Raw genomic sequence first — 25,399 nt, forward strand, 5'->3', positions numbered from 1 at the left:
TCTCAGGTGCCGAGATAGGCGCGGATATCCGGATCGGTCGCGGCGAGGATCTCCGCGGTGGGACCGCTACGCACCACCTTGCCGGCCGCGATAAACGCCGTTCGGTCAGCGGCAAAGGCGGCATCGGCAGGATCGTGCGTCACCATCAGCACCGTCAGATTCTCGCGCGATTTGAGATCAAGAACGAGGCTCAGCATCTCGCGCCGCAAGGCAGGGCCCAGAGCGGCGAAAGCCTCATCCAGCATCAGGACCGGTCGCTTTCTCAGAATGCAGCGGGCAATGGCGACGCGCTGACGCTCGCCGCCGGAGAGCTGACCTGGCAAGCGATCTTCGAAACCGGTAAGCCCTACCTCGCCGAGCGCCCAGGCGACAGCGGCGCGATCATCCGGCGTAAGGCGCAATCCCGGATGCAATCCCAGCCCGACATTCTGCGCCACGCTGAGATGCGCGAAGAGGTTGTGATCCTGAAAGAGGGTCGTGACGGGGCGTTCCGCCGGCGGCAGGGCGGTGATATCCTGCCCATCGATCACGATCCGGCCGGCGAGTGGTTCCTCGAAGCCACCGATCAGCGCCAGCAAGGTGCTCTTGCCCGCGCCGCTGGGCCCGATGATCGCCATCACGGCGCCTTGCTCGACCTCAAGGTCGAAACGCATGACCAGATCTTCATAGGTGAAGGCGAGGCCGGATATTTCAATGTAGCTCACGACCACCCACCACGCGTTCGATGACCCAATAGAAGCCGAGCGCCAGGACGAGGAGGACCAGCGCCGTGCTGGCAGCGCCATCGAGGCGATAGGCGCCGAGCTGACCGTAGAGCAGCAAAGTAAGGTTGACCATGTCCTGATGCCCAAAGAGTGCGATCGCGCCGAGATCGCCCATGGCGATGACACTGGAGAGCGCCAATGCCGTGGCAATCGGCCGCCGCAAGGTTGGCCAGTCGATTTCCAGGAAGCGGTGCCAGCCTTTGATGCCGAGTGCCGTGCAAAGCTTGTCGTGCCGCTCCACCGCCTGCGCCAAAGCCGGTTCCAGCACACTCAGCACAAAGGGCAAGGCCATGATGGCGCTGAGGGTGATGACGCCCGGAGCCGCAAAATCATAGAGGTCGACCCGCCCACTCGCGGCAAGGAACATGCCGGTACCGATCACCATTGGCGAGACGAAGAGGCCAAGCCGGCCGATCAGACCCAAGAGCATCGCCCGGCGGCGATAGGCATGCGTGAGCGCATGCTGCCGTGCCTGGGCCATGGCATATCCGAGAAAAGTCGCAGCCAGTCCGCCACCCAGGCCAAGACCCAGACTGATCGCGGCGGCGCGCAGCAGGCTCGATGGCGCGGCGGCAGCGGGCAATCCCGCGACGCCCCTTTGCACAAGAGCGACGAGCGGCAAGGCCACGAACAGCGCACCCACGCATAGAATGGTGAAATCGAGCGCACGGGCGCGCGAACCATGGCCGTCATAGCGCCGGATGGCGATCTGCGCGCTGTGCCCCAGCGCCATGTCGCGGCCCAACCGCCAGACCGCCCAGGCACCGCCGGCGCAGCATATCGCCTGCAGCAGGGCCAGCACAGCGCCGAGACGCAGATCGAAATCGAAGCGCAGCGCCTGATAGATCGCAACTTCCAGCGTCGTCGCCCGGGGGCCACCACCGAGAGTGAGGGCGATCGCAAAGGTCGCAAAGCAGAGCATAAAAATGACCAACCCGATGGCCGGCAATTGCTGGCGCAGCAGCGGCATTTCAATGATGCGAAAGATGTCGCGGTTCGTCATGCCGAGTTGGGCTGAGAGGCGCCACGTCTCGGCGGGAATCGCGCCGTAGGAAGGCAGCAGCAGACGGATGGCAAGCGGCAGGTTGAAGAAGACATGGGCGATGAGGATACCGGCCAGGCCATAGAGCTGTGGCCGCCAATCCAGACCGACCGCATGCGCTGCGGCGGCGAGATAGCCATTGCCGCCATAGACCGCGACCACACCGAAAATACCGACGATGGTTGGTATCACCATGGGCAAGGCGCACAGCCGCACCAGCAGCAGGCGTCCCGGAAAATCGCTCTGTCTTGCCAAGGCGCGCGTCATCGGCACGGCGGCCAGCAATGCCAGCAAGGTCGAGAGCAGTGCCTGGTAGAAAGTGAAGCCAAGCACCCGGCCGATATAGTCCCAGGGTGGCGCGCCACCCTCGCCGCCGGTTGCAAGCAGCAGGACGAAAATAAGCGCGGCGGCGCCAATCAGCGCCGCCGCCAGCCCCAGACCGATAGCGACGATCGGGGGCAGATTTACTGGCTGACGATACCGAGCCATTCCCTGATCCAGGCATCGCGGTTCTGGGCGGCATCCTCGGCTGAGAGCAGCAGCGATTTTTCCGGCTTCGGCAGGTCGATGAAGGCTTGCGGCAGATCGGCGCCGATGTCCCTCACCGGATACATGTAATTGGTGGTCGGCAGGACCTTTTGCGCTTCCGGCGAGACCAGGAAGGCGAGGAAGGATCGTGCCAAATCTGGTTGCCTGGATTCGCTGATCCGCGCCGCCACTTCGATCTGCATGTAATGACCTTCCGGGAAGATCATGGCCTTGTAGCGGTCGGAGCTCTCGACGATCTGGTGATAGGCGGGCGAGGTGGTGTAGGAGAGCACGATCGGCGCCTCGCCTTCGGTGAAGAGCCCGTAGGATTCGCTCCAGCCCTTGGTAACGGTGAGGATCTTCGGCTTGATGCCGGCCCAGATCTCCGGCGCCTTGTCGCCATAGATCTCGCGCAGCCACATGACGAGGCCGAGGCCCGGCGTACTGGTGCGCGGATCCTGGATGAGGATCTTCGGCTCGTCCTTGCCGTCGGCGAGTGCTTCGAAGGAGGCTGGGGGATTGGGCAGCTTCTCGCTGTCATAGACGAAGGAAAAATAACCCCAATCATAGGGCACGAAATTTTCGTCCCGCCAATCGATTGGCAAGGCAAGGCCGGCAAGATCGACGCCGTGCGGCGCTATAAGCCCGGTCGCCTTGGTTTCCGCAGTGAGATTGGTGTCGAGGCCGAGAACAACATCCGCCTTGGTATTCTTGCCCTCAAGCTTCAGCCGCGCGAGGAGCGAGGCACCGTCTTCCAGGGCCACCCATTGCAAATCGCAGGCGCATTGCGCCTCGAACGCCGTCTCCAGCGTCGGGCCGGGACCCCATTCGCTGGTAAAGGAATTATAGGTGTAGACGGTCAGGACAGGCTTGTCCTGCGCCAGCGCGGCGGGCACGGCGAGGCCGATGAGGACGCCGCAGAACGGTGTCATGAAGTGCGTGATACGCATGAAATCGTTTCCTCCGCTTGGGGTACCGGCGGAGGGAGGAGCGTCGGATCTGGACCGGGATGGTTTCAATCGCGCACTCATATCCCTCCGCCGGCATGACCCGGATCAGGTTCCGCGGGTTGAAGCGCAATTCCGCCTCTCTCAGCCCCTGTGATCTCTGGGGCACCCCGTTGAGTGCGGCCACTTTCGTGAAGCGGCGCCCGAATGTCAAGCTTCGGCGAGCCAGATCCCATAGCGTGGATCAACCAGGCGGGCCTGCAAGCGCCTTATCCGGTCATCGCGGAGATGAACTAGATCGGCGGCGGCATTGCCGGCGGCGCGTTCCATTTCGCACCAACTGGCCGCCACCAGGAGCAGGGCCGTTTTGTAGAGCTCGAAGCGCGGCCATTGCCGGGCCCCGATCCGGGGTTCGATGACGGCCCGTTCCGCTGCTTCGTCGAGTGCCGCCTCAAGCGCGATCGCAGCGAGGTCCCAGAGCGGCTCCTCCATTGCTGCGAATTCCCAGTCGATGAGACAAAGCGAGCCATCGCAGCGACGCAGGAAATTGGCCGGATTTGGGTCGATATGGCAAGGCACGCGGGGCCCCGGATTCCGCCGCAGCGCTGTCTGCGCTGGATCAAGCTGGCGGCGAAGATCGATCATCAGAGGCGTCGGCGCCAGATCAAGATAAAGGTCGATCGCCTGGAACAGGCCCTGCTGGAAGGGAAAGCGGATGTCGGAACAATGCAGGGTGCCGAGGAGCGCGACCACCTCGGCAAAAGTAGCGAGGTTACGAAAATCATCACCGGAGAGCGCCCGGGCGCCGGTCTCAAATTCGGCAATATACCAGCCACGCCGTGTATCGGCAGCGAGGACAGCAGGAGCCAGCCCAAGCTTCGCCACGGCGTCGGCATTACCGCTTTCCGCCGCGCGGTCGAGATAACGCGAGGCACTCTCGCCCGGCCAACGAAGGACGAGATCGCAGCCGCCGCCTTGCAAGCGGTAGCTGCGATTGGTGAGGCCGCCCAGCGACGATACGTGCCATTGCTCGCGCGGAATCACGGCCAGCAACGGCACGGTCGGGAAGAGGTCTTCTATCTCGGGATCAAGGCGCATGCTGGCCGCTTAGCCGATCAGCGCAAGCTTTGGCAAGGCCGGCTTTGGCAAAGGCTGTGGGCAGAACGACCCTTGTCAGGGCCGCACCGCTCTGTCACCGTGGCAACGATTTTCAATCTGGTAGCGAGTTCCGGCAATATGGCGGCAAAGCAAAGCGACCCGGTCACGCCAGCAGCGGCAATGTCGCTGGTGGTCCTCAGCGGCGATCCGGCATTGGCCGACCGCCTGCGCGGCCTGACGGCACTGCGACCGCGCAACTCTGTCGAAATCGTGCCGGCGCTCAATCCCGAAGCGGCCCTCGCCGCGCTCACTTTCCAATTGCGCAATGGTGTCGTGCTCTACGATTTGCGCGGCCATACTGCGCCTGGCCGCAATCTGCTTTCGGTGGTCCCGGTGCTGAAGCGCCAGGGCGCTGTCATTGTCCTGGTCGACGATGATTCCGCCCCGATCGCCGCCGCCGCTCTGAATGCCGGCGCCATCGATGTGATCGTCGAGACGGATCTTAGCCCAGCCTTGCTGGTGCATGTGTTGCGTTATGCCTTGATGCAACGGGCGATCGATCAACGGCTGACGAAAACGCGCCTGCATGAACCGGTGATCGGAATTCCCAGTCAGATCCTGTTCTGGGAAATTCTGTTGCTGGCCGTGCGGCGGGCCCAGCGCAACAAGGATTTCTTCGCCTTGCTGCTGGTGGATCTCGATAATCTGCCCGATGGAGAATGCGCGGAAGGGCCGTATCGCGACCTCGCCTTGCGTGATCTGGTGGCGCGCATACAACCGATCCTGCGCAGTAGCGACACCATTGCGCGCCTGGAGACCCAGCAATTGGTGATCCTGGCGGAATCGATGCCGCGCATCGAAGATGTCCAGATCGTGGCCGAGAAGATCATCGAGGAAGTGGAACGGCCGCTGGAATCCGGCGCCGGTCCGATCGCCCTCGATGCGGCCATCGGCGTTGCCCTGTTCCCCACCAGCGCCGAGAGTGCCGAGGGCATGCTGGGGCGGGCGACCGATGCCGTCATGCAGGCGCGCGAACGCGGCCGCAACCGCTTCGCCTTTGCCTGACGGGCGGCTGAACGGTCGACAGCTTGGCCCGGCATGGGCTTTGCATCTTTCCCTGGCGAAAGCTCCATGAAGGGGAAGAATCTGCCCATGCTGTCCATGTTCTCAAAGCGCGCCGCGCCGGAAAAAACCATATCCGACAAGCGGATAGAGCCAGTCACGACACGTGCGCCGGCCGATAACGTGACACCGCTCAAGATGCCGCTGAAGGTCGAAGCCCCGGCAGCTTCGGCCGCCGGCATTGCCGCGCCAGCACGGCAATCTGCGGCGCAGCGCCTGAAAATTTTCGACAACGTGCCGAGCGCCGGGCAATACATCTATCACCTCAACAGCGATATCCGAGCCTTCACCCGCGCGGAGACGGAAAGCGCCGTCGTCAAATGCACGCCCGTCGAAGTGCAGCGGGTGGCCCGACTTCTGGCGAAACTGAAGGGGCGTTATCTCGCCCAGGTCGTCGATCTGGGCAGCCTCAAGCGGGCCTCGATCGGCGAAATGGACATCAATGATCTGAGGCGCGCGCGGGAAATGGCGGAGGAGGTCGAACTGGGTCTCACGGCCTTGCGCCAGGCGATCGAAAGGGGCGATTTGCCGCTAGATGGCGTGAAAGCCGACTAGCCGCCCTGTCTTGCCCAATCAAGTAAGATCGCCTAATCCTGATGGCCACACCCAAGCTACTCCAGCCCTCAGGACGAACCCACCATGCGCACGCTCTATCCGGCGATCGAACCTTTTCGTACCGGCTATCTCGATACCGGGGATGGGCATCAGGTCTATTGGGAGATTTCCGGCAATCCCGACGGCAAGCCGGCCGTCTTCCTGCATGGTGGCCCCGGCGCCGGCTGTTCGCCCGCGCATCGCCGGCTGTTCGATCCGAAGAAATACCGTGTGCTGTTGTTCGACCAGCGCGGCTGCGGCCGCTCAAAGCCCCATGCCAGTCTGGAGAACAACACGACCTGGGATCTGGTCAAGGATATCGAATCCCTGCGGGGCATCATGGGCGTCGACAAGTGGCTGGTCTTCGGCGGGTCCTGGGGCTCGACCCTGGCGCTGGCCTATGCCGAGACGCATCCAGCCCATGTCAGCGAATTGGTCGTCCGCGGCATCTTCACCCTGAAGAAGCGCGAGATCGACTGGTACTATCAGAACGGCGCCTCGAATCTCTTCCCCGATCTCTGGGAGAGCTTCCTCGCTCCCATTCCGGAAGCCGAGCGCGGCGATCTGGTAAGCGCCTATCGGAAGCGCCTGACCGGTCCCGACCCGAAGGCGCAGATCGAAGCAGCGCGCGCCTGGAGTGTATGGGAAGGCAGCACCATCAAATTGCTGCCCAGCAAGCAGAACAGTACCCATTATGGCCAGGACCAGTTCGCCCTCGCTTTCGCCCGCATCGAGAACCACTATTTCGTCCATGGCGGCTGGATGGATGAGGGCCAACTGATCCGGGATGCTCACAAGCTGAAGAGCATTCCCGGCATCATCATCCAGGGCCGCTACGATGTCTGCACCCCGGCCGTTACCGCGTGGGAATTGCACAGGGCCTGGCCGGAGGCGCAATTCGTCATCGTTGACGATGCCGGACACGCCTTCGACGAACCGGGCATCATGAACCAGCTGATCGAAGCGACCGATCGGTTCGCATGATAGCCAGGCCATAAAAAAATCCCCGGGGCAAGACCCGGGGATTTTTGTTCTTGTGCAAGGGTTACGCCGTCAGGCGGCCGTGGCAGTGCTTGTATTTTTTTCCGGAGCCGCAGGGGCAATCGGCATTTCGGTTGAGATTGGTCCAGCTATTGGGATCGTTCGGATTGACCCCGCCAGCCACCGGCGCGGGGGCCGGCGCCTGAGGCGCCGCGTTCTGCTCGGCCTGGGCCCGGACCTCGATATGCGACAGCATCGCGGTGGCCTGTTCGCGCAGCCGATCGAGCATCCCCTCGAACATCTCGAAGGCTTCGCGCTTGTATTCATTGAGCGGGTCGCGCTGGCCATAGGCACGCAAGGAGACGGCGTGGCGCAAATGATCCATGTTGAGGAGATGCTCTTTCCAATTCTGGTCGAGGATCTGGAGCACCAGCGATTTCTCGATCGCGCGCATCAGTTCGGGGCCAGTATTGGCGGCCTTCTCGGCCATCTTGCGGTCCACCGCTTCCACCAAGCGCTCCTGCATCGCCTCATTGGCGATACCCTCTTCCTTGGCCCAATCACCGAAGGGCAGGTCAAGGCCGAAGATGCGCAGCGTCTCTTCATGGAGACCCTTCACATCCCATTGTTCGGCAAAGGCCTTCTCGGGAATATAACGAGCGATCAGGTCGCTGATCACCTCGTGGCGCATGCCGGCGACCTCTTCCTTGAGGTCCGTTGCCGCCATCAATTCCTTGCGCTGCTCGTAGATCACCTTGCGCTGATCGTTCATGACGTTGTCGAACTTCAGCAGGTTCTTGCGGATCTCGAAGTTGCGCGCTTCGACCTTCTGCTGCGCCTTCTCGAGCGCCTTGTTGATCCAGGGGTGGACGATCGCCTCGCCTTCCTTGAGACCCAAGCGCTTCAGCATCGTATCCATGCGCTCGGAACCGAAGATGCGCATGAGATCATCTTCGAGGCTGAGGAAGAAGCGCGAGGCGCCCGGATCGCCCTGGCGGCCGGAACGGCCGCGCAACTGATTGTCGATGCGCCGGCTCTCATGGCGCTCAGTGGCGACGACGAAAAGACCGCCGGCTTCCAGCGCCACTTTTTTCTTGGCTTCGACTTCGGCCATGATCGCCGCGATGCGCTTCTCGCGCTCCGGACCCTCGGGCACCTCACCGAGCTCGCGCTCGATGCGCATCTTGATATTGCCGCCAAGCTGGATGTCGGTGCCGCGACCAGCCATGTTGGTAGCGATCGTCACAGCACCGGGCACGCCGGCATCGGCGATGATGAAGGCTTCCTGTTCGTGGAAGCGGGCGTTCAACACCTGGTGCGGAATTTTCTTCTGCTTCAGCACATCGGACAGCAGCTCGGATTTCTCAATCGACACAGTGCCGACCAGGACCGGCTGCTGCCGATTGCGGCATTCCTCGACCAGTTCGACGATCGCCTTGTACTTCTCGTTGGCCGAACGATAGACCTCGTCATGATGGTCGATACGCGAAACCGGCACATTGGTCGGAATCTCGACGACATCGAGACCATAGATGTCGGAGAATTCGGGGGCTTCCGTCATCGCCGTGCCGGTCATGCCGGCAAGCTTGGGATACATGCGGAAATAGTTCTGGAAGGTGATCGAGGCCAGCGTCTGGTTCTCGTTCTGGATCTTGACGCCTTCCTTGGCTTCCAGCGCCTGATGGAGACCCTCGGAATAGCGCCGGCCCTCCATCATGCGGCCGGTGAATTCGTCGATGATTATGACCTTGTCGTCCTTGACGATGTAATCAACATCGCGGGTAAAGAGCTTGTGGGCACGGAGCGCCTGATTGACGTGATGGACCAGGCTGATATTGGCGGCGTCATAGAGCGTGCCGGTCTTCATCAAACCGGCGCCGCGCAGCAATTGCTCGATATGCTCGTTGCCGGCATCGGTCAATGTTACGTGGCGAGATTTCTCGTCCTTCTCGAAATCACCCTCGATGAGATGCGGAATCAGCTTGTCGACACGGGCATAGAGGTCGGAATTGTCCTCGGTCGGGCCGGAAATGATGAGCGGTGTACGCGCTTCGTCGATCAGAATGCTGTCGACTTCGTCGACGATGGCGAAATTGAACGGCCGCTGCGTCATGTCCTCGACGCGGTGCTTCATGTTATCGCGCAGATAGTCGAAGCCGAATTCGTTATTGGTGCCATAGGTCACGTCGCAGGCATAGGCAGCCCGTCGTTCGACATCGTTGAGACCGTGGACCACAGCGCCGACCGTGAGGCCGAGGAACTGATAGACCTGCCCCATCCAGGTCGAGTCACGCTTGGCCAGATAATCGTTGACCGTGACGACATGGACGCCCTTGCCTTCAATGGCGTTCAGATAGGTAGCGAGCGTCGCCACCAGGGTCTTGCCTTCACCGGTCTTCATTTCGGCGATCTTGCCCTGATGAAGAACCACGCCGCCTTTGATCTGGACGTCGAAATGCCGCTGGCCGAGCGTGCGCAAGGCAGCCTCACGGACGGTCGCAAAGGCGTCCGGCAGAATGTCGTCGAGAGTCTCGCCCTTTTCCAGCCGTTCGCGCAGCCAGATCGTACGGCCGCGCAACTCGTCGTCGCTCAGCGGCTTCACTTCCGCTTCGAGCGCGTTAACCGCGGCGACCGTCTTGTCCAAGCTCTTGATGAATCGGTCATTCGCGGATCCAAAGACCCGCCTCGCCAACGCCGCGAACATGCTCAGAAACCTTTAAAAATCCGGATTGTGCTTGCGCAACAGATAGGTCGCGGGCGCTTCCCTGTCAACTTGGGGTGAAGTATCGGGAATCCTTGACCTTTCCCCTTGTAAGGGGAAGCAGCCTTGGGCATAGTCGCCGGCAATTTGCGGGGTTCGGGGTTGCAAAACCGGTTGCCCGCGACTTTTTTTAGGCAGTCCAAGGACCTCCCCAATCCCATGGCCAAACAGACTTTTCGTACCGTAGCACTTGCCGGCTTCATTGCTCTCGGCATGACCGGCAACGCCCTTTCACAGGACGCCACAACGCCTGACCCCAAGCTGGTGGTGGCCAAGCTGAACGGCCAGGACATCACGCGACAGGATATTCTCGATATCGCCGAGGGCATGCGGCCGGAAATCCGCGCCAATATCGACCAGGTCTTTCCGCAATTGCTCGATTACTACGTCTTCCTGAGCCTGGCCGCGGCGAAGGGCCGCGCCGAGGGCCTGATGGACGACCCGACAGTCAAGGAAACCATCGCCAAGAACATCAAGACCCTGGAAGACAACGCGGTCCGTGAAGCCTATCTCAACCGCGAGATCGTGGAAAAGGTGACCGACGCCACGGTCGATGCCCGCTACAACGAAGAAAAGGCCAAGTTCGAAGCGACCACCAAGGACCTGCCGGCGGAACGCGAAGTGAGCGCCGCCCACATCCTGGTCAAGACCGAGGAAGAGGCCAAGGCCCTCATTGAGCAATTGAAGGGCGGTGGCGATTTCGCAGCCCTCGCCAAGGAAAAGTCGATCGATCCCAGCGCTGCCAAGAATGCTGGTGAGCTCGGCTGGTTCGGCGCGGATAGCGGCTTCGTGAAGGAATTCGCCGACGCGGCCCTTGCCATGAAGAAGGGCGAGATCAGCGAAACCCCTGTGAAGACCCAGTTCGGCTATCACGTCATCCGTCTCAATGACGAACGCGAGAAGCCGAAGCCGGCCTTCAATGTGGCCAAGGACGAAATCCGCGCCACGATGATCGACGAAATGCGCCTGCAGCTCGCCAAGGATCTGAAGGAAGGCGCGCAGCTCGATATCATCGACCCCACCGGCGGCGCGAAGCCGAAACAATAAGCCGCATTCTCACAGCAATCGGAAAGGCCGACGATCGATGGGCACCAAGGTTTCGCCGCTCGCACCGACCGTGTTCCACCATCTGCCGGCCCTTCCAGGCGTGCGCCTCGCGGCCCGCGCCTGCGGCGTCCGTTATCAGGGGCGCACCGACGTCATGCTGATGGAACTGGCACCCGGCAGCACCATCGCCGGCGTACTTACCCGCTCGCTGACCCGTTCGGCTCCCGTCGATATCTGCCGCAAGCATTTGAGGGGCGGCAAGGCGCGGGCGATCCTGGTCAATGCCGGCAATGCCAACGCCTTTACCGGCAAGGTCGGGCTGCAAGCCGCTGAACGCTGCCTAAAGGCGACAGCGGCGCAGTTCAAATGCAAGCCGAGCGAGGTTTACCTGGCCTCGACCGGCGTCATCGGCGAACCACTCAACGATGCGCGCATCACCGAGAACCTGCCGGCCCTCGCCCGTGACCTCAAGGACGACGCGTGGAACGATGCGGCACGCGCCATCATGACCACCGACACCTTCCCCAAAGTCGCCTATCGCACCGCCAAGATCGGTGGCGTCGAGGTGACCATTAACGGTTTTGCCAAGGGTTCCGGCATGATCGCGCCCGACATGGCGACCATGCTGGCCTTCGTGATGACGGATGCCAAGATTCCAGCGGCGATCCTGCAGGCCCTGTTGAAGAAGGGCGCCGACCGCTCTTTCAACTGCATCACGGTCGACAGCGACACCTCGACCAGCGACACCTTGCTCCTCGCCGCGACCGGCCAGGGCGCCAAGCACAAGAAGCCTGCTTCCGCTACCGACCCGCTGCTGAAGGAATTCCGCGGCGCGCTGGATTCGCTGCTGACGGATCTTGCCGTGCAGGTGGTGCAGGACGGCGAAGGTGCCGAGAAGCTCATCACCATCGACGTCTCCGGTGCCGCCAGTGTCGGCGCTGCGCGCCGCATCGGTCTTGCCATCGCCAACTCGCCCCTGGTCAAGACCGCAATCGCCGGTGAAGACGCCAATTGGGGTCGTATCGTCATGGCCATCGGCAAGTCCGGCGAGAAGGCCGATCGCGACAAAGTTTCGATCAGCATCGGTGGCGTCGAGATCACGCGCAACGGCCAACGCCGCCCGGATTACGACGAAGCGCCGGTTGCCGCCCATATCAAGACACGCGATGTCCGCATCGCCGTCGATGTCGGCGTGGGCAGCGGCAAAGCGCGCGTCTGGACCTGCGACCTCACCCATCGCTATATCGAAATCAATGCCGATTACCGCTCCTGATCTCGCGACCCAGCGATTGATTTTGCGTCCCCTGGAGCCGACCGACGCCACCGAGATCGTGCGCCTGGTGAACGACTTTGAGGTGGCACGCTATACGGCGACGATCCCTTATCCCTACGATATGCAGATGGCGGTGGAATTCGTCGAGGCGCCGGAAACCTCGGCCGCCGCTGCCGGCCGGTTTCTGGACGATCCGGAAGGGGCTGTGGTGCTGGCCATCGAGTTGAAGCAATCGGCGCAGTTGATCGGCTGCATCGGACTGCAGAAGACCCCTGACGGGCCGGAGCTCGGTTATTGGATCGGCAAGGAATTCTGGGGCTTTGGCTACGCGACCGAGGCAGCGGCACGCATGGTGCGGCTCGCCTTCGAAACTTACCAATTGCCGGAACTGATCGCCTCGGCGGTTACCATCAACGATGCCTCGCACCGCGTTCTCGAGAAGGTCGGCTTTGTCATCAGCGGCGCCGGCGACATTCATTCCCGCGCGCAGAATTGCCATCTTCCCGTGGTGCATCGGCGGCTGAATTTTGCCGATTGGCAGCAGGCTCAGCTTCGCGCCGCACAAGGGTACGCAGCGCAGTGAGCGGAACCCGCGTGCTCCTGGTCGTCGCGGTGGCACTGGTCGATGCCGACGGCCGTGTCCTTCTGGCACAACGGCCCGCCGGCAAGAGCATGGCGGGATTGTGGGAGTTTCCCGGCGGCAAGGTTCATGAAGGCGAGACGCCCGAGGCCGCCCTCATTCGGGAACTGCATGAGGAACTCGGCATCGACGTGAAGGAAAGCTGCCTCGCCCCCCTGACCTTCGCGTCGCATGGGTATGAGACGTTCCACCTGCTGATGCCGCTTTATGTCTGCCGGCGCTGGGAAGGTGCCGTAACCGCGCGAGAAGGCCAGCAATTCGCCTGGGTGCGGCCGACAAGGCTTTCCGACTACCCGATGCCGCCCGCCGATAAACCGCTGATTGCCATGTTGTGCGATTTATTGTGAAATCGCGGTCGGCGATCATCGCCGTTGGGGGTCAAATGCGCAGATTTGTTCCATTATTGCTGGGCTTCGCCCTGCTCGGCGCAGCCTCGCCTGCTTATGCCGAGCCGGTCGGTCTGGTGCAGAAGCTGCAGAACACCGCCTATGGCACGCCGCCCGCGGCGGCCAGAACTCCCAAGCAACCGACCGACGGGGTCGAGTTCGACGAACTCATCGAAACGGTCCGCAAAAGCGCCATACAGATCGGGTTTGTGGATGGTTCAAGCCTCACGCTCGGGGCCGATGCGACGGTCAAGATCGACGAATTTGTGTTCGATTCTGACAACGAAACCGGCCAAGCCGCCTTCACTCTCAGCCGTGGCGCCATCCGCTGGGTGACCGGCGTTCTGCCGCCCAGCGGTATCCGTATCGAAACGCCGACGGCGAGCATCGCCATTCGCGGCACCACCCTGAAGCTCGGCCTGCGGGCCAATGGCGATACGATTCTTGCCCTTATCAGCGGCCTTGTCACCGTCACCTCGCGCGACAGCAATGCGAGTGCCGATCTCGCGGCCGGGCAAAGTGCACTGATCACCCCGCAGGGTATCGAGGTTCTGGATGAAATTCTGTCGGTCGCAGATGCCGTGGTCGACGATGGCTGGTCCAGGGCCGAGAATTTCCGCACCGGCCGGGGCCGTGAGCGCGATTCCGACAATGAAAGCGGCGGCAGCGGCAATTAGCGCTGATCGCCGGCTGGTTTTCCGACCGCCTGCAACAGGCTGACCGTGCCGCTGCCGCGAGCGGCAGGTTGTTGCTGGCTGGCGTCCGGCGCCCACCCCGTCACGAAAATGGCCTGGATGGTAGCGGTGATACGACCATCCCCCATTGCATGACGTTCCGCATAGAGAGCCGCGGTACGGGCAAAGACGCGGCGACGGGTGGGGCCGCGATGCCGCCCCAGAAGAGCATTCCCTTCGCCCATGCCACGCAAATCGCGCATCAGCGCCAGGGGATCGCGATAGGTCAGCGTGATCGTTTCGCAATCTGCGACCGGCAGCGCGAAGCCAGCCCGCTGCAACAGGCCTGCCGCATCGCGCAGCCCCACCATGGGCGAGACCCGTGGGCTCGCCCCACCCGTTTCCGCAAGCTCCGCCTCCATCAGGCATTGCCGCAATTCGGCCAGTGTCTCGCCACCCAGCATCACGCCCAGGAACAGGCCGTCCGGGCGCAGGGCATGGCGCACCTGAATCATGGCGCCCGGCAGGTCGTTCACCCAATGAAGGCCAAGGCAGGAAAGAACCAGATCTAGGCTGCCCGGTCGGAACGGCAGGGCTTCTTCATCACAAATAAGACCAGCCGGGGAGCTCGGCACCGCAAAGCCGGGATCGCTCGGGGCCGATAGCCAGGTTCCAATTCTGCCGCCCAGCGCGGCGCCAGCAATCGAGCGGAGGCGACCGGGATAGGGCGACAGATCCACCGCCAGCGGGAATGTGCGGGTGACGTCGGACAGACGGTCCAGCAGCCGCTCGGCCAATTCCTGGAACAGGAAGTCGTGGCGGCCGAAATCCGCTTGCGCGCGGCGCCGCTGACGGCGCAGCTGCGCCCGGTCAAAAACCTGTGCCTGATCCGGTCTTTCCAATTTGCTCATGGCGCGTCAGTACCCTGGACATCCGGGCGCGGGCAAGCAAGGATTTGCTTGAGGAGGCTGCGATTGCCCATGGATATGCAGACAAGATCCGCCGAAGCCTTGAAGCCGCTCCGTATCGCGGGGCGACGGATGCTCGATGCTATCCTGCCGCCCAGATGCCTGAAATGCGGTGATCTCGTCGAGATCCAGGGTGGTGTTTGCCCCTCTTGCTGGCAGGGATTGCGTTTCATCTCGGCTCCCGCCTGTGCCTGCTGCGGCCTGCCCTTCGAGTTCGACCAAGGCCCGGGCGCCCTCTGCGCCTCCTGTGCGGCAACCCCGCCGGTCTTCGACCGGGCCAGGGCTGTTTTCCGTTATGACGAGAACAGCCGCGACCTCATCCTGGCCTTCAAACATGCTGACCGCACTTCGTCGGCGCCGGCCTTCGCCAACTGGCTGGCGCGTGCGGGCGCTGAATTGCTGGCAGAGGCCGATTTCATCGCGCCGGTGCCCTTGCATTGGTCCCGCCTCTTCACCCGCCGCTACAATCAAGCCGCCTTGTTGAGCCTTGCCCTTGGTCGGCTGAGCGGCAAGAAGGTCGTGCCGGACCTTCTCATCCGGCGCCGCGCGACCCCGAAACAAGGCCGCCTCGGGCGCCTGGCCCGGCAGCGCAATGTGGCGGGTGCCTTTGCCCTCAACCCTCGCCGCCATGACCTTATCGCCGGCCGGCGCATCCTTCTTATCGACGACGTCGTTACGACCGGCGCCACCATTGCCGGCTGCGCCCGCGCCCTGCGCCAGAATGGTGCCGGGGGCATCGATGTCCTTGCCCTGGCCCGGGTTATTGCCGCCGATTAAAAAGCGCGCGGCAATGTCTCCGAAGTGGCAGCGCCCCCTTGTCAAGACGCCCTCAAAGCCTGACATTAGGGTTATTCCCCACTGGACAAACGATGCTGTCGGGAATTCTCTCGGGTTGGTGTGTGAATGGCGAAAGTCGAAATCTATACCACCATGCTCTGCGGCTATTGCTACCGGGCAAAGAAGTTGCTGGATGAGCGCGGCGTCACTTATCGCGAGATCGACGTGATGACGGACGGCAAGCTGCGCGAAGAAATGCGCGCCCGTGCCGGCGGTCGCTCCAGCGTGCCGCAAATCTTCATCGATGACCGGCATATCGGCGGCTGCGACGAGCTCTATGCGCTTGAGCGCGCCGGCAAGCTGGCGCCCTTGCTGCAGACCGGCGGATAACATGGACGGCATAACGGGAGTTTCAAGATGAGCGAGAACCCAGCCTCGGTCTTTACCGCAGCCTGCGTGCAGATGACCTCGGCGCGCGACGTGGCCCCCAACATCGCCGCGGCCAGCGATCTCATCCGTGCCGCTCATGCCAAGGGCGCCAGATTGGTGGTGACGCCGGAAAACACCACCATCCTCGAACCGGACAAAAAAGCGGCCCTCGCCAAGGCGCCCTATGAAGCCGAGCATCCCGGCCTCGTCGCCTTCGGCGATCTCGCCAAGGAACTCGGCATCTGGCTGGTGATCGGCTCGATGCCGGTCCGTGCCGAAGAAACACGAATCGCCAACCGCCAATTCGTGTTCGACCCGAAGGGCCAGGTGGTCGCGCGGTACGACAAGATCCATATGTTCGACGTCGATCTTGCGACCGGTGAAAGCCATCGGGAATCAGCGCAAGTGCGCCCCGGCCATGAAGCCGTGATCGCGCCGACACCCTGGGGCGGGCTCGGCCTTACCATCTGCTACGACGTGCGCTTCGCCTATCTGCACCGGGCGCTTGCCCAGGCCGGCGCCATCATGTTGACCGGCCCCGCCGCCTTCACCGTACCGACCGGCGAGGCGCATTGGCATGTGCTGCTGCGCGCTCGTGCGATCGAGACCGGTTGCTTCATGTTCGCCGCTGCGCAGACCGGCATCCATGCCGAAGGCCGCGGCACCTATGGCCATTCACTGATCATCGACCCCTGGGGCAAGGTGCTGGCCGATGCCGGCACGGAGGTCGGCGTGGTGACGGCCGAGATCGATACCGCGCTTGTCACGAAAGCGCGCTATGCGGTGCCGGCGCTCAGCCACGACCGTACATTCACCCGGCCGGCAGCCCCATTAAGCGCGGCCGGCGAATAATAAAGGGACTGCGACAGCAAGGAGGATTGATCATGACGCTTCGACTTGGCGACACTGCGCCCGATTTCGAACAGGATTCGACCGACGGCCGCATCAAGTTCCATGACTGGATCGGCAATTCCTGGGCAATCCTGTTCTCGCATCCCAAGGATTACACACCGGTCTGCACCACCGAGCTCGGCGAAGTGGCGCGTCTCAAGCCCGAATTCGACAAGCGCAACACCAAGGTCATCGGCCTCAGTGTCGATCCGGTGAAGGACCATCATGCCTGGGCGGCGGACATCAAGGAAACCCAGGGCCATGCCCTAAATTTCCCGCTGCTCGCCGATGCCGACCGCAAGGTGTCGGAACTCTATGACATGATTCATCCGAACATGGACCAGACGGCCACCGTTCGGTCGGTCTTCATTATCGGCCCGGACAAGAAGGTGAAGCTGCAAATCACCTATCCGATGAGCACCGGGCGCAATTTTGATGAAATTCTGCGGGTGCTCGATTCCTTGCAGCTGACCGCCGGGTTCAAGGTCGCCACACCGGTCAACTGGCGCGACGGTCAGGATTGCATCATCCCGCCCAGCATCCCCGATGCCGAGGCCGACAAGCTGTTTCCCAAGGGCTACAAGAAGATCAAACCCTATCTGCGCGTGACGCCACAGCCGAACAAGTAATCTCGGATCGTGGCTGGTGGATGCCCGCTTAGAGCACGGGCATCCACTATCCGCCCAAATCGACGCGGTCGCCGAGTAGCACCGCGCCAGGCCGCAGAACGGCGCCATAGACACCGGCAACCGTCTTGTTGAGCAATGCCGTGCTTTGCAGGATACCGGGGTCGTCCGGCAGATCTCCTTGCGCCCGCGTCGTCAGGGCACAGCGCTTACAAACGTCGTTGATGTCGAAAGCCGCAGCGCCGATGGCGATCGCCCGACCCATCCAATCCTGCTCCAGGAAGCCCACTTCGTCACCGCAATCCAGCAGGATATTGGGCCGGAATCGTGCCGGGACAAAATCACCCGCCTCGTGATGCCGCTTGAGGCGCTTCAGGGTCGCCGTCGTCAGAAGATGGCAATGGCTTTGCTCGTAAAGCCTGGGGACCCGGCTGCCGTCGTTGACGACGAAGGCCGCCTTCATGCCGAGGCGTTCACTGATGATGGCATCGATGCGGGTATCGTCGCCGCGGATCGATCCATCGCCGAAATCAAGCTCGACCAGCGCCGGAGCGCCGTTCTCGCGCGGTTCTTCGAGATAATGCGCCGACCATGTGATGAGGCCGCGATATTGCTTCTTGGCACGGCTGGCATGGGCGATGCAGCCGAGTTCGAGATCGGCGATGCCGTAGGCGCGGTCGCCGGGAATCCCGGCAGGCCCGAACGCCACCGAGGACAATGTCTCGCCCCGGACGCTTTGCACCGGATAGCGGTAGAGGCCAGCCACTTTTGCCGCAATATCCAAGATCATTCTCCCTTGTCGATGCGCCAGACGGTGGTAAGGCGCATATCCTTGTCCTCGAGATCGGTCGAGGTCGGCACCTGATAGCGTGCCAGTTCGGTGATACCGCGGCGCGGCAGATAGGCCCGCCCCGGATCGCCCATGAGCACGACGACGCCCCGCGCCGCCAGAACCTGCAGCCAGGCAAAGACCCGTTCGGCCATGGGTTGCTCGTAACAAATATCGCCGGCGAGAACGACATCGACGTCGAGATCTGTTCGGCCGACGATATCATCCGTCGCAATCTCGATCGTCACGCCATTGAGCCTGGCATTGAGGGCGATAGCCGCTGCGGCATGGGCATCGATCTCGGCCGCGATCACCCTGCCGGCTCCCGCTTTCGCCGCGGCGATGCCGGAAAGACCGCTGCCCGCAGCAAAATCGAGCACGCGCTTGCCCACGACCCATTCCGGCCGATCCAGGATGAAACGGGTAAGCGCCTGCCCGCCGGGCCAGCAGAAAGCCCAGAAGGGCGGCGGCACGCCGAGATTGTCCAGTTCGTCCTGTGTCGCGCGCCAGATCGGTGTCATTTCATCGGCGAGATGGAGTCTTACCTCCGGCACCAGGCTTGGCCGGGTGATACGGGTTTGCCGGCGGATGAAATCCTTGGGCGCCGTCACGTGATCAATCGATCGAGTACAATGCCGAATAGCAGAATCCAGCCGACATAACGATTGCTTCGGAACTTGTTGAGGCAGTCCTTGGCGTCATCGAGATCGACGTCGTGCAATTGCCAGAAAAGATGGATCAGAACGCCGGCAAGACCGATATAGGCGATCCAGCCGCTGCCGCTCGTAATCATTGCCAGGGAGAAGCAGACAATGGTCAAGGCACCAAAGCCAAACAACCAGGGCTTGGTCTGCGTTCCCAGCCGCAAGGCCGTCGATTTGATCCCGATCAGCGCATCGTCGGCCTTGTCCTGATGGGCATAGATCGTGTCGTAGAAGAGCGTCCAGAAAATGCCACCGGCATAGAGCCAGACGGGTGCCGCCGAGAGGCCGCCAGTAACGGCAGCCCAACCCAGCAAGGCGCCCCAATTGAACGTGAGGCCGAGAAAGGCTTGCGGCCACCAGGTGATCCGCTTCATGAAGGGATAGGCGGCAACCAGCACCAGAGACGCAACACCCAGCCAGATGGCATTGAGGGGAAATTGCAAAAGGACCAGAAGGCCGAGGCCTAGTTGCAGGCCGAGAAAGGCAAAGGCCTGCTTGAGCGACAGAGCCCCGGAGGCGAGCGGCCGGTTGGCGGTGCGCGCGACCTTGGCGTCAAAATCGCGGTCTGCGATGTCGTTGATGGTGCAGCCGGCGCCACGCATGACGATTGCACCGACGGCGAAAAGGGTCAGCAACCGCAGATCAGGCCCCTGTCCTGGCGCGGCGGCGAGGCAGACCGACCACCAGCAGGGGAAAAGCAACAACCAGGTCCCGATCGGCCGGTCGAGCCGTGCCAGGCGCAAATAGGGGCGGATTCCGGCCGGTACGAACCGGTCAATCCAATCACCCATCGCGATATCGCTGGCGCCCGTCATGGCATTATCATTCCACTGATCTATAGGTAGTCTGAAGTCCCGCGACCATAGTCACAGCCACGGAAACGCTCAAGATCATGATCCCACGCCTGTATCTGCCCGTCGATTTGAAAGAAGGGGCCGTTGTCACCGCCGACGAGCGCGCCGCGCATTATCTGCGCAATGTCATGCGCCGCGCGGTGGGTGATCCGGTCTATCTGTTCAATGGGAGAGAGGGTGAATTCTCCGGCGAGATCGCCGAGATGGGCAAGCGTGGCGCCAGTCTGCGTGTGACCGCCTTGCGGCGGCCGCAAATAAGCGTACCCGATGTCTGGCTCTGCTTTGCGCCGCTGAAGAAGGATGCGGTCGATTTCCTGGTGGAAAAGGCAACCGAACTCGGCGTCGCGGCATTCCAGCCGGTATTCACGCAGCACACGGCGACGACCCGGCTCAACCTCGAACGTCTTCAAGCAAATGCCGTCGAGGCGGCGGAACAGACCGAACGGCTGACCCTGCCCGAGATAAGAGCACCCAAAGGCCTTGGGGATTTAATGCGCGATTGGCCGGTGCAACGGCGTCTCATTCTCTGTGCCGAAGCGGGGCCGGCCGCCCCCATTGCGGAGGCGTTATCGGCGCTCAAGGGATCTGTCAGTAATTCTAACGCATGGGCGATACTTTGCGGGCCGGAAGGCGGGTTTGCGCGTTCCGAGCTTGACCTCCTTTCAAATCTACCCTTTGTTACGCCGGTCGGCTTGGGACCTCGAATCCTGCGCGCCGACACGGCAGCGCTGACTGCACTTGCCGTCTTTCAAAGCATCCTGGGCGACGGCGCCCAACGGCCCCCGGCACCCTTGCTGCCGATCGGTCAAATGCCGGATTGATAGGGAGACGTATCGTGTCAGCACCGCCGAAATCGCGCGGCGAGCCGGTGACGGCAAAGCGCCAACTGGTCGAATATCTGGAAGAAGGCAACAAGCCCAAGGCGGATTGGCGCATCGGGACCGAGCACGAGAAATTTGTGTTCGACCGCAAGACCCTGCGTTCGGTCAGCTATGAGGCGCCCAACGGCATCCGCGCCCTGCTGGAAGGCCTCACCCGCTTCGGCTGGGAACGGATCGAGGAAAACGGCAATATCATCGCCTTGGCGCAGAACGGCGAAAGCATCACGCTGGAGCCCGGCGGCCAGTTCGAGCTTTCCGGGGCACCCCTGAAGAATATCCACGAGACCTGCCGCGAAGTCGGCCAGCACCTCAAACAGGTGAAAGAAGTCTCCGACGAGCTTGGCATCGGTGTCCTCGGCATGGGCTTCAATCCGAAATGGTCGCGGGCCGACACACCCTGGATGCCCAAGGGCCGCTACAAGATCATGGGCGATTACATGCCCAAGCGCGGCAAGCTCGGCATCGATATGATGATCCGGACCTGCACCGTGCAGACCAATCTGGATTATTCCAGCGAAGCGGACATGGTGAAGAAATTCCGCGTCAGCCTCGCCTTGCAGCCGATCGCCACCGCGCTCTTTGCCGATTCGCCTTTCACGGAAGGCAAACCGAACGGCTATCTCTCCTATCGCAGCCATATCTGGACCGACACCGACCCGGATCGCTGCGGCATTCTGCCCTTCGTGTTCGAAGCGGGCATGGGCTTTGAACGCTATGTCGATTACCTGCTCGATGTGCCGATGTATTTCGTCTATCGCGACGGTCAGTATATCGATGCCTCGGGGCAATCCTTCCGTGCCTTCCTCGAAGGCAAGCTGCCGGCTCTCCCCGGCGAAATCCCCACCACGGGGGATTGGTCCGACCATCTCACCACCGCCTTTCCGGAGGTTCGCCTGAAGCGCTTCCTGGAAATGCGCGGCGCCGATGGCGGTCCCTGGGAGCGGCTTTGCGCCCTGCCCGCTTTCTGGGTTGGCCTGCTCTATGACAGCACCGCGCTGGATGCCGCCTGGGATCTGGTCAAGGATTGGTCGATCACCGACCACGAACAATTGCGCCGCGACGTGCCGAAACACGCGCTCAAGACGCCATTCCATGGCCGTACCGTGCAGGAACTGGCGCAAGAATCGCTCGCCATCGCCCGTGCCGGATTGCAGCGGCGCGGCGCCACCGATCTCGGCGGCATGGATGAATCGGGTTTCCTCAATCCGTTGCAGATCATCGCCGATAGCGGAAAGACCCCGGCCGAGCTGAAGCTTGAACTCTATCGCGGCAAATGGAGCGGTTCCGTGGATCCGGTGTTCAGCGAGTTCGCCTACTGACAGGAGAAGCACGACGTTCGATCCAGTGGGTTTCGTGCTCTTTCTGCTGGCCGCGATTGCCATCGCCCTGTCACCCGGCCCCGGCCTGCTCTATGTCGCAGCGCGCAGTGTTGCAGGCGGTCGTGGCGAAGGCATCGCCTCCAGCTTCGGGACGGCTATCGGCGGCCTTGTGCATGTGATTGCCGGGGCGATCGGGCTTTCCGCACTGATCATGGCAAGCGCCGAAATTTTCACCATCGTTAAGCTGGTAGGCGCCTGCTATCTCGTCTGGCTCGGCATTCGCGCCTGGCGCTCAGCAGGAATTTCGCTGGACGATCTCAGCCTGTCCACGGCCGGCAATCGCCGCGCCTTCCTCGACGGCATCGTGGTCGAGGTCTTCAATCCGAAGACGGCGGCCTTCTTTCTGGCTTTCACGACACAATTCATCGACCCCGCCCAGGGTCACTTCGCGCTGCAATTCGTGATCCTCGGCAGCATTTCGGTGTTCCTCAATACCAGCGCCGATCTCATCGTCGTCGTATTTGCGACCAGCCTGCGCCGACGCGCCAGCACGCATCCGCATTGGTTTTCGCGCTTGCAGAAGGCCTCTGGCGGGCTGCTGGTCAGCCTCGGTATCGCGCTTGCCTTCGCACGGCGGCCAGCCGTCTGAATCGGGCTACCAAATATTAATAGTTTAATTACAATCCACCTCTGATTTCGCTGGGGGTGTGCATGTTTGATTCGTCGCAGACCAAGAAAACCCGGATCAAGATCATGATGCGGGTTGAGATGGATGACGGGAACGAGCGATTGTTGTTCATGTTCGTGGCGCCGAATACGCGCGTCAGCGACACCATCAACGACACGCGCGAATTCCTGCCTTTCGAGACCGCCGAGGGCGATACCGAGATCATCAACAAGCATCGGATCCGTCGGATCGTGCCGATGGAGAGCAAGACGCGGCCGAGCCGGGACCCTTACGATATTCTCGGCATTTCGGAATCGGCCAGCGATGCCGAGGTAAAGGCCGCCTATCACAAAGCGATCATGCCGGTGCACCCGGACAACATTCAGGCCCTCAACCTGCCACCAGACTTCCTGGCCTTGGCCAACCGCATGGCAGCCCAGGCCAACGAAGCCTATGCCAAAATCAAGAAGGCACGCGGTCAGAACGATTGAGCTTGCTCAGTGGGGGCGGCGCAGGGCTTTGAGCGCGTCATCCAGGCCATCGAGAGTGAGCGGATACATGCGCTCGCCCATGATCTGCCGCATGAGCTTGAGCGAGGCGGTGAAACCCCAGTAATGGGTGTCGCGAGGATTGATCCAAACCGACTTGGGATAGTGTTTCAGCAGGCGCTCCATCCAAACAGCACCCGATTCCTCGTTCCAATGCTCGACCGAGCCACCGGCATGGGTGATCTCGTAAGGTCCCATGGTCGCGTCGCCGACGATGACCAGGGACCAGTCAGGACCGTAGGTATTCATCACCTGTGAGGTCGAGGTGAAATCGTCGAAGCGGCGGCGATTCGAGCGCCAGAGCCGCTCATAGGGGCAGTTATGGAAATAGAACGTTTCGAGATGCTTGAATTCGGATTTGGCGGCTGAAAAGAGCTGCGCCGATTCCTCGATATGGTCGTCCATCGAACCACCGATATCCAGCAGCAGCAAGACCTTCACCTTGTTGCGCCGTTCGGGCCGCAGATGAAGATCGAGCACACCGCCATTGGCCGCGGTCGCCCGAATGGTACCACTGAGATCAAGCTCATTGGCTTCACCTTCGCGGCCCCAGCGGCGCAAGCGGCGCAGAGCGAGCTTGATGCCGCGCGTTCCCAATTCGACCTCGCCATCGAGATCCTTGAATTCGCGCTTGTCCCAGACCTTGACCGCGCGGCGATGGCGCGATTCCGCCTGGCCGATTCGAATGCCTTCCGGATTGTAGCCATAGGCACCAAAAGGTGAGGTGCCGCCGGTGCCGATCCATTTCGAACCGCCCTGGTGGCGTTCCTTCTGTTCCGCTAAACGCTGGCGCAGGGTTTCCATCAGCTTGTCGAATCCGCCCAGAGATTGAATGGCGGCCATTTCCTCGGGCGAGAGATACTTCTCGGCGAGCTTCTTCAGCCATTCATCGGGAATGTCGGCGAGCAGGTCTTCCGAGATACCGGCAATACCCCGGAAATAAAGGCTGAAGACCCGGTCGAATCGATCTACCAGCCTTTCATCCTTCACCAAAGTCGCGCGGGCGAGGTAGTAGAAGTCTTCGATATCGAGCAGTGCCACCTGATGCTTCATGGCTTTGAGCAGGGTGAGATATTCGGTCAGGGAGACCGCGACACCTTCGTTGCGCAAGGAGGTGATGAAGCCCGCGAACATGATGACCTATTGTCCGCGCCGCGCCAGGAAAGCGACGCGCTCAAAGAGATGCACGTCCTGCTCGTTCTTGAGGAGCGCTCCATAGAGCGGCGGCACCACCAGCTTGGGATCGTTCGACTTCAGGATTTCCGGCGGAATATCGTCGACCATGAGCAGCTTCAGCCAATCGAGGAGTTCCGATGTCGCCGGCTTTTTCTTCAGCCCCGGCACCTCGCGGATGTCGAAGAAGAGGTTGAGCGCTTCCCGCACGAGGTCGTGTTTGATGTCGGGGTAATGCGCGGCAACGATCTTCTCCATCGTCGCGCGGTCCGGGAAGCGGATGAAATGGAAGAAGCAGCGGCGCAGGAAAGCGTCCGGCAGTTCCTTTTCGTTGTTGGAGGTGATGATGACCAGTGGCCGGAACTTCGCCGTCACCGTCGCCTTCGTCTCGTAAACGAAGAATTCCATGCGGTCGAGTTCCTGCAACAGATCGTTGGGAAACTCGATATCGGCCTTGTCGATTTCGTCGATCAACAGGACGGCGCGTTGTTCCGAAGCGAAGGCTTCCCACAATTTGCCGCGGATGATGTAGTTGCCGATGTCGTGCACACGCTGATCGCCGAGCTGGCCATCGCGAAGGCGTGCCACGGCGTCATATTCGTAGAGGCCCTGCGCCGCCTTGGTGGTCGATTTCACGTGCCATTCGATGAGCGGCATCCCCAAAGCCTGCGCCACCTCGCGTGCCAGCACGGTCTTGCCGGTGCCAGGTTCGCCCTTGACCAGCAAGGGCCGCTCGAGGGTCATGGCGGCGTTGACGGCGATTTCCAAGTCACGGGTGGTGATATAGCTGCCGGTACCAGCAAAGGTCTTGTTGGCGGTCATGGATTCTTTCCATTTGAGTGCTGGGGGCGATCCTCGACGAATTCCGGCCGGCTC

At 61.8% G+C, this 25,399-nt stretch carries 27 protein-coding genes and 1 riboswitch; of the genes, 16 read left to right on the plus strand and 11 right to left on the minus strand.

From position 1 onward, the window contains the following. Positions 1–2 precede the first annotated feature (2 nt). From thiQ to ACE3PR_RS03500, 4 genes are all read right to left on the minus strand, one after another. On the minus strand, positions 3–704 hold the full coding sequence (thiQ, locus tag ACE3PR_RS03485; RefSeq protein ID WP_374368231.1) for a thiamine ABC transporter ATP-binding protein: 702 nt from the start codon (positions 702–704) through the stop codon (positions 3–5). Then, positions 691–2,295 carry a thiamine/thiamine pyrophosphate ABC transporter permease ThiP gene (locus tag ACE3PR_RS03490; RefSeq protein WP_374368233.1) on the minus strand — a complete coding sequence of 535 codons (1,605 nt, stop codon included), beginning with the start codon at positions 2,293–2,295 and terminating at the stop codon, positions 691–693. Before ACE3PR_RS03490 ends, thiQ begins: the two co-directional genes overlap by 14 nt. After that, positions 2,271–3,284 (minus strand): thiamine ABC transporter substrate binding subunit, encoded by a 1,014-nt coding sequence (thiB, locus tag ACE3PR_RS03495; RefSeq protein ID WP_374368235.1) that lies wholly within the window; start codon positions 3,282–3,284, stop codon positions 2,271–2,273. Before thiB ends, ACE3PR_RS03490 begins: the two co-directional genes overlap by 25 nt. A gap of 64 nt (positions 3,285–3,348) precedes the next feature. Then, positions 3,349–3,464, minus strand: a riboswitch (TPP riboswitch). Positions 3,465–3,491: 27 nt separating this feature from the next. After that, positions 3,492–4,379, minus strand: coding sequence for a phosphotransferase (locus ACE3PR_RS03500; protein WP_374368237.1), 888 nt, complete (start codon positions 4,377–4,379; stop codon positions 3,492–3,494). Positions 4,380–4,451: 72 nt separating this feature from the next. Between ACE3PR_RS03500 and ACE3PR_RS03505 the strand changes: the two genes are divergently transcribed. From ACE3PR_RS03505 to pip, 3 genes are all read left to right on the plus strand, one after another. Next, a complete protein-coding gene (locus ACE3PR_RS03505) occupies positions 4,452–5,444 on the plus strand; it encodes a GGDEF domain-containing protein (RefSeq protein WP_374368239.1) in 993 nt (330 codons plus the stop codon). 66 nt (positions 5,445–5,510) lie between these two features. Then, on the plus strand, positions 5,511–6,056 hold the full coding sequence (locus ACE3PR_RS03510) for a hypothetical protein (protein ID WP_374368241.1): 546 nt from the start codon (positions 5,511–5,513) through the stop codon (positions 6,054–6,056). 84 nt (positions 6,057–6,140) lie between these two features. Beyond that, on the plus strand, positions 6,141–7,079 hold the full coding sequence (pip, locus tag ACE3PR_RS03515; protein WP_374368243.1) for a prolyl aminopeptidase: 939 nt from the start codon (positions 6,141–6,143) through the stop codon (positions 7,077–7,079). A gap of 61 nt (positions 7,080–7,140) precedes the next feature. Here the strand turns inward: pip and secA are convergent, their stop codons facing one another. Further along, positions 7,141–9,780 carry a preprotein translocase subunit SecA gene (secA, locus tag ACE3PR_RS03520; RefSeq protein WP_374368245.1) on the minus strand — a complete coding sequence of 880 codons (2,640 nt, stop codon included), beginning with the start codon at positions 9,778–9,780 and terminating at the stop codon, positions 7,141–7,143. 216 nt (positions 9,781–9,996) lie between these two features. Here secA and ACE3PR_RS03525 point away from each other — a divergent pair, with 216 nt between their 5' ends. Genes ACE3PR_RS03525 through ACE3PR_RS03545 form a run of 5 tightly spaced genes read left to right on the plus strand, consistent with a single transcriptional unit; the run spans position 9,997 to position 13,860 of the window. Next, positions 9,997–10,884, plus strand: a complete 888-nt coding sequence (locus tag ACE3PR_RS03525; protein ID WP_374368247.1) for a peptidylprolyl isomerase — start codon at positions 9,997–9,999, stop codon at positions 10,882–10,884. Between the two features lie 37 nt (positions 10,885–10,921). After that, positions 10,922–12,157: a bifunctional glutamate N-acetyltransferase/amino-acid acetyltransferase ArgJ gene (argJ, locus tag ACE3PR_RS03530; protein WP_374368249.1), complete on the plus strand. Its 1,236-nt coding sequence runs from the start codon at positions 10,922–10,924 to the stop codon at positions 12,155–12,157. Next, a complete protein-coding gene (locus ACE3PR_RS03535; RefSeq protein ID WP_374368251.1) occupies positions 12,138–12,740 on the plus strand; it encodes a GNAT family N-acetyltransferase in 603 nt (200 codons plus the stop codon). The genes argJ and ACE3PR_RS03535 overlap by 20 nt, the downstream gene beginning before the upstream one ends. Then, positions 12,737–13,144: an 8-oxo-dGTP diphosphatase MutT gene (gene mutT / locus ACE3PR_RS03540; RefSeq protein ID WP_374368253.1), complete on the plus strand. Its 408-nt coding sequence runs from the start codon at positions 12,737–12,739 to the stop codon at positions 13,142–13,144. Before ACE3PR_RS03535 ends, mutT begins: the two co-directional genes overlap by 4 nt. Positions 13,145–13,179: 35 nt before the next feature. Further along, positions 13,180–13,860 (plus strand): FecR domain-containing protein, encoded by a 681-nt coding sequence (locus tag ACE3PR_RS03545; protein WP_374368255.1) that lies wholly within the window; start codon positions 13,180–13,182, stop codon positions 13,858–13,860. Here ACE3PR_RS03545 and ACE3PR_RS03550 read toward each other — a convergent pair. Then, a complete protein-coding gene (locus ACE3PR_RS03550) occupies positions 13,857–14,768 on the minus strand; it encodes a methyltransferase domain-containing protein (protein ID WP_374368257.1) in 912 nt (303 codons plus the stop codon). The two genes, ACE3PR_RS03545 and ACE3PR_RS03550, sit on opposite strands and share 4 nt — an antisense overlap. 69 nt (positions 14,769–14,837) lie before the next feature. On the opposite strand from ACE3PR_RS03550, the gene ACE3PR_RS03555 reads away from it, so the two are divergent. From ACE3PR_RS03555 to ACE3PR_RS03570, 4 genes are all read left to right on the plus strand, one after another. Then, positions 14,838–15,602 carry a ComF family protein gene (locus ACE3PR_RS03555; RefSeq protein ID WP_374368259.1) on the plus strand — a complete coding sequence of 255 codons (765 nt, stop codon included), beginning with the start codon at positions 14,838–14,840 and terminating at the stop codon, positions 15,600–15,602. Positions 15,603–15,728: 126 nt separating this feature from the next. After that, a complete protein-coding gene (gene grxC / locus ACE3PR_RS03560; protein WP_374368261.1) occupies positions 15,729–15,992 on the plus strand; it encodes a glutaredoxin 3 in 264 nt (87 codons plus the stop codon). Positions 15,993–16,019: 27 nt separating this feature from the next. Beyond that, positions 16,020–16,883, plus strand: a complete 864-nt coding sequence (locus tag ACE3PR_RS03565; RefSeq protein WP_374368263.1) for a carbon-nitrogen hydrolase family protein — start codon at positions 16,020–16,022, stop codon at positions 16,881–16,883. 32 nt (positions 16,884–16,915) lie between these two features. Then, entirely contained in the window at positions 16,916–17,551 is a 636-nt protein-coding gene (locus ACE3PR_RS03570; RefSeq protein WP_374368265.1) for a peroxiredoxin, read from the plus strand. 46 nt (positions 17,552–17,597) lie between these two features. On the opposite strand, the gene ACE3PR_RS03575 is transcribed toward ACE3PR_RS03570, so the two are convergent. The 3 genes from ACE3PR_RS03575 to ubiA are packed head-to-tail and all read right to left on the minus strand — an operon-like array spanning position 17,598 to position 19,896. Then, complete coding sequence (locus ACE3PR_RS03575) at positions 17,598–18,332, minus strand: MOSC domain-containing protein (protein ID WP_374368267.1); 735 nt, start codon at positions 18,330–18,332, stop codon at positions 17,598–17,600. Positions 18,333–18,334: 2 nt separating this feature from the next. Beyond that, complete coding sequence (locus tag ACE3PR_RS03580; RefSeq protein WP_374368269.1) at positions 18,335–18,988, minus strand: methyltransferase; 654 nt, start codon at positions 18,986–18,988, stop codon at positions 18,335–18,337. Continuing rightward, on the minus strand, positions 18,985–19,896 hold the full coding sequence (ubiA, locus tag ACE3PR_RS03585; RefSeq protein ID WP_374368271.1) for a 4-hydroxybenzoate octaprenyltransferase: 912 nt from the start codon (positions 19,894–19,896) through the stop codon (positions 18,985–18,987). The genes ACE3PR_RS03580 and ubiA overlap by 4 nt, the downstream gene beginning before the upstream one ends. Positions 19,897–19,973: 77 nt before the next feature. Between ubiA and ACE3PR_RS03590 the strand changes: the two genes are divergently transcribed. The 4 genes from ACE3PR_RS03590 to ACE3PR_RS03605 all read left to right on the plus strand — a co-directional run bounded on the left by ACE3PR_RS03590 (position 19,974) and on the right by ACE3PR_RS03605 (position 23,293). Continuing rightward, entirely contained in the window at positions 19,974–20,756 is a 783-nt protein-coding gene (locus ACE3PR_RS03590; RefSeq protein ID WP_374368272.1) for a 16S rRNA (uracil(1498)-N(3))-methyltransferase, read from the plus strand. A gap of 14 nt (positions 20,757–20,770) precedes the next feature. Further along, on the plus strand, positions 20,771–22,135 hold the full coding sequence (locus ACE3PR_RS03595) for a glutamate--cysteine ligase (protein WP_374368273.1): 1,365 nt from the start codon (positions 20,771–20,773) through the stop codon (positions 22,133–22,135). Positions 22,136–22,160: 25 nt separating this feature from the next. Then, positions 22,161–22,784, plus strand: coding sequence for a LysE family translocator (locus tag ACE3PR_RS03600; protein WP_374368274.1), 624 nt, complete (start codon positions 22,161–22,163; stop codon positions 22,782–22,784). A gap of 62 nt (positions 22,785–22,846) precedes the next feature. Then, on the plus strand, positions 22,847–23,293 hold the full coding sequence (locus ACE3PR_RS03605) for a DnaJ family molecular chaperone (RefSeq protein WP_374368276.1): 447 nt from the start codon (positions 22,847–22,849) through the stop codon (positions 23,291–23,293). Between the two features lie 6 nt (positions 23,294–23,299). Here ACE3PR_RS03605 and ACE3PR_RS03610 read toward each other — a convergent pair whose 3' ends face one another. Further along, positions 23,300–24,484 (minus strand): VWA domain-containing protein, encoded by a 1,185-nt coding sequence (locus ACE3PR_RS03610; protein ID WP_374368278.1) that lies wholly within the window; start codon positions 24,482–24,484, stop codon positions 23,300–23,302. Between the two features lie 6 nt (positions 24,485–24,490). Beyond that, on the minus strand, positions 24,491–25,345 hold the full coding sequence (locus tag ACE3PR_RS03615; protein WP_374368280.1) for an AAA family ATPase: 855 nt from the start codon (positions 25,343–25,345) through the stop codon (positions 24,491–24,493). Positions 25,346–25,399 lie beyond the last annotated feature (54 nt).

This window comes from Dongia sp. (assembly GCF_041909655.1).
Classification (GTDB): Bacteria; Pseudomonadota; Alphaproteobacteria; order Dongiales; family Dongiaceae; genus Dongia.

Excerpts from the sequence above, each read along its gene's own strand:
- ACE3PR_RS03490 (WP_374368233.1), bottom strand. The coding sequence starts at position 2,295 with ATGGCTCGGTATCGTCAGCCAGTAAATCTGCCCCCGATCGTCGCTATC.
- thiB (WP_374368235.1), bottom strand. The coding sequence starts at position 3,284 with ATGCGTATCACGCACTTCATGACACCGTTCTGCGGCGTCCTCATCGGC.
- ACE3PR_RS03500 (WP_374368237.1), bottom strand. The coding sequence starts at position 4,379 with ATGCGCCTTGATCCCGAGATAGAAGACCTCTTCCCGACCGTGCCGTTG.
- ACE3PR_RS03510 (WP_374368241.1), top strand. The coding sequence starts at position 5,511 with ATGAAGGGGAAGAATCTGCCCATGCTGTCCATGTTCTCAAAGCGCGCC.
- pip (WP_374368243.1), top strand. The coding sequence starts at position 6,141 with ATGCGCACGCTCTATCCGGCGATCGAACCTTTTCGTACCGGCTATCTC.
- secA (WP_374368245.1), bottom strand. The coding sequence starts at position 9,780 with ATGTTCGCGGCGTTGGCGAGGCGGGTCTTTGGATCCGCGAATGACCGA.
- ACE3PR_RS03525 (WP_374368247.1), top strand. The coding sequence starts at position 9,997 with ATGGCCAAACAGACTTTTCGTACCGTAGCACTTGCCGGCTTCATTGCT.
- argJ (WP_374368249.1), top strand. The coding sequence starts at position 10,922 with ATGGGCACCAAGGTTTCGCCGCTCGCACCGACCGTGTTCCACCATCTG.
- ACE3PR_RS03535 (WP_374368251.1), top strand. The coding sequence starts at position 12,138 with ATGCCGATTACCGCTCCTGATCTCGCGACCCAGCGATTGATTTTGCGT.
- ACE3PR_RS03545 (WP_374368255.1), top strand. The coding sequence starts at position 13,180 with ATGCGCAGATTTGTTCCATTATTGCTGGGCTTCGCCCTGCTCGGCGCA.
- ACE3PR_RS03550 (WP_374368257.1), bottom strand. The coding sequence starts at position 14,768 with ATGAGCAAATTGGAAAGACCGGATCAGGCACAGGTTTTTGACCGGGCG.
- ACE3PR_RS03555 (WP_374368259.1), top strand. The coding sequence starts at position 14,838 with ATGGATATGCAGACAAGATCCGCCGAAGCCTTGAAGCCGCTCCGTATC.
- grxC (WP_374368261.1), top strand. The coding sequence starts at position 15,729 with ATGGCGAAAGTCGAAATCTATACCACCATGCTCTGCGGCTATTGCTAC.
- ACE3PR_RS03565 (WP_374368263.1), top strand. The coding sequence starts at position 16,020 with ATGAGCGAGAACCCAGCCTCGGTCTTTACCGCAGCCTGCGTGCAGATG.
- ACE3PR_RS03570 (WP_374368265.1), top strand. The coding sequence starts at position 16,916 with ATGACGCTTCGACTTGGCGACACTGCGCCCGATTTCGAACAGGATTCG.
- ubiA (WP_374368271.1), bottom strand. The coding sequence starts at position 19,896 with ATGACGGGCGCCAGCGATATCGCGATGGGTGATTGGATTGACCGGTTC.
- ACE3PR_RS03590 (WP_374368272.1), top strand. The coding sequence starts at position 19,974 with ATGATCCCACGCCTGTATCTGCCCGTCGATTTGAAAGAAGGGGCCGTT.
- ACE3PR_RS03605 (WP_374368276.1), top strand. The coding sequence starts at position 22,847 with ATGTTTGATTCGTCGCAGACCAAGAAAACCCGGATCAAGATCATGATG.
- ACE3PR_RS03610 (WP_374368278.1), bottom strand. The coding sequence starts at position 24,484 with ATGTTCGCGGGCTTCATCACCTCCTTGCGCAACGAAGGTGTCGCGGTC.
- ACE3PR_RS03615 (WP_374368280.1), bottom strand. The coding sequence starts at position 25,345 with ATGACCGCCAACAAGACCTTTGCTGGTACCGGCAGCTATATCACCACC.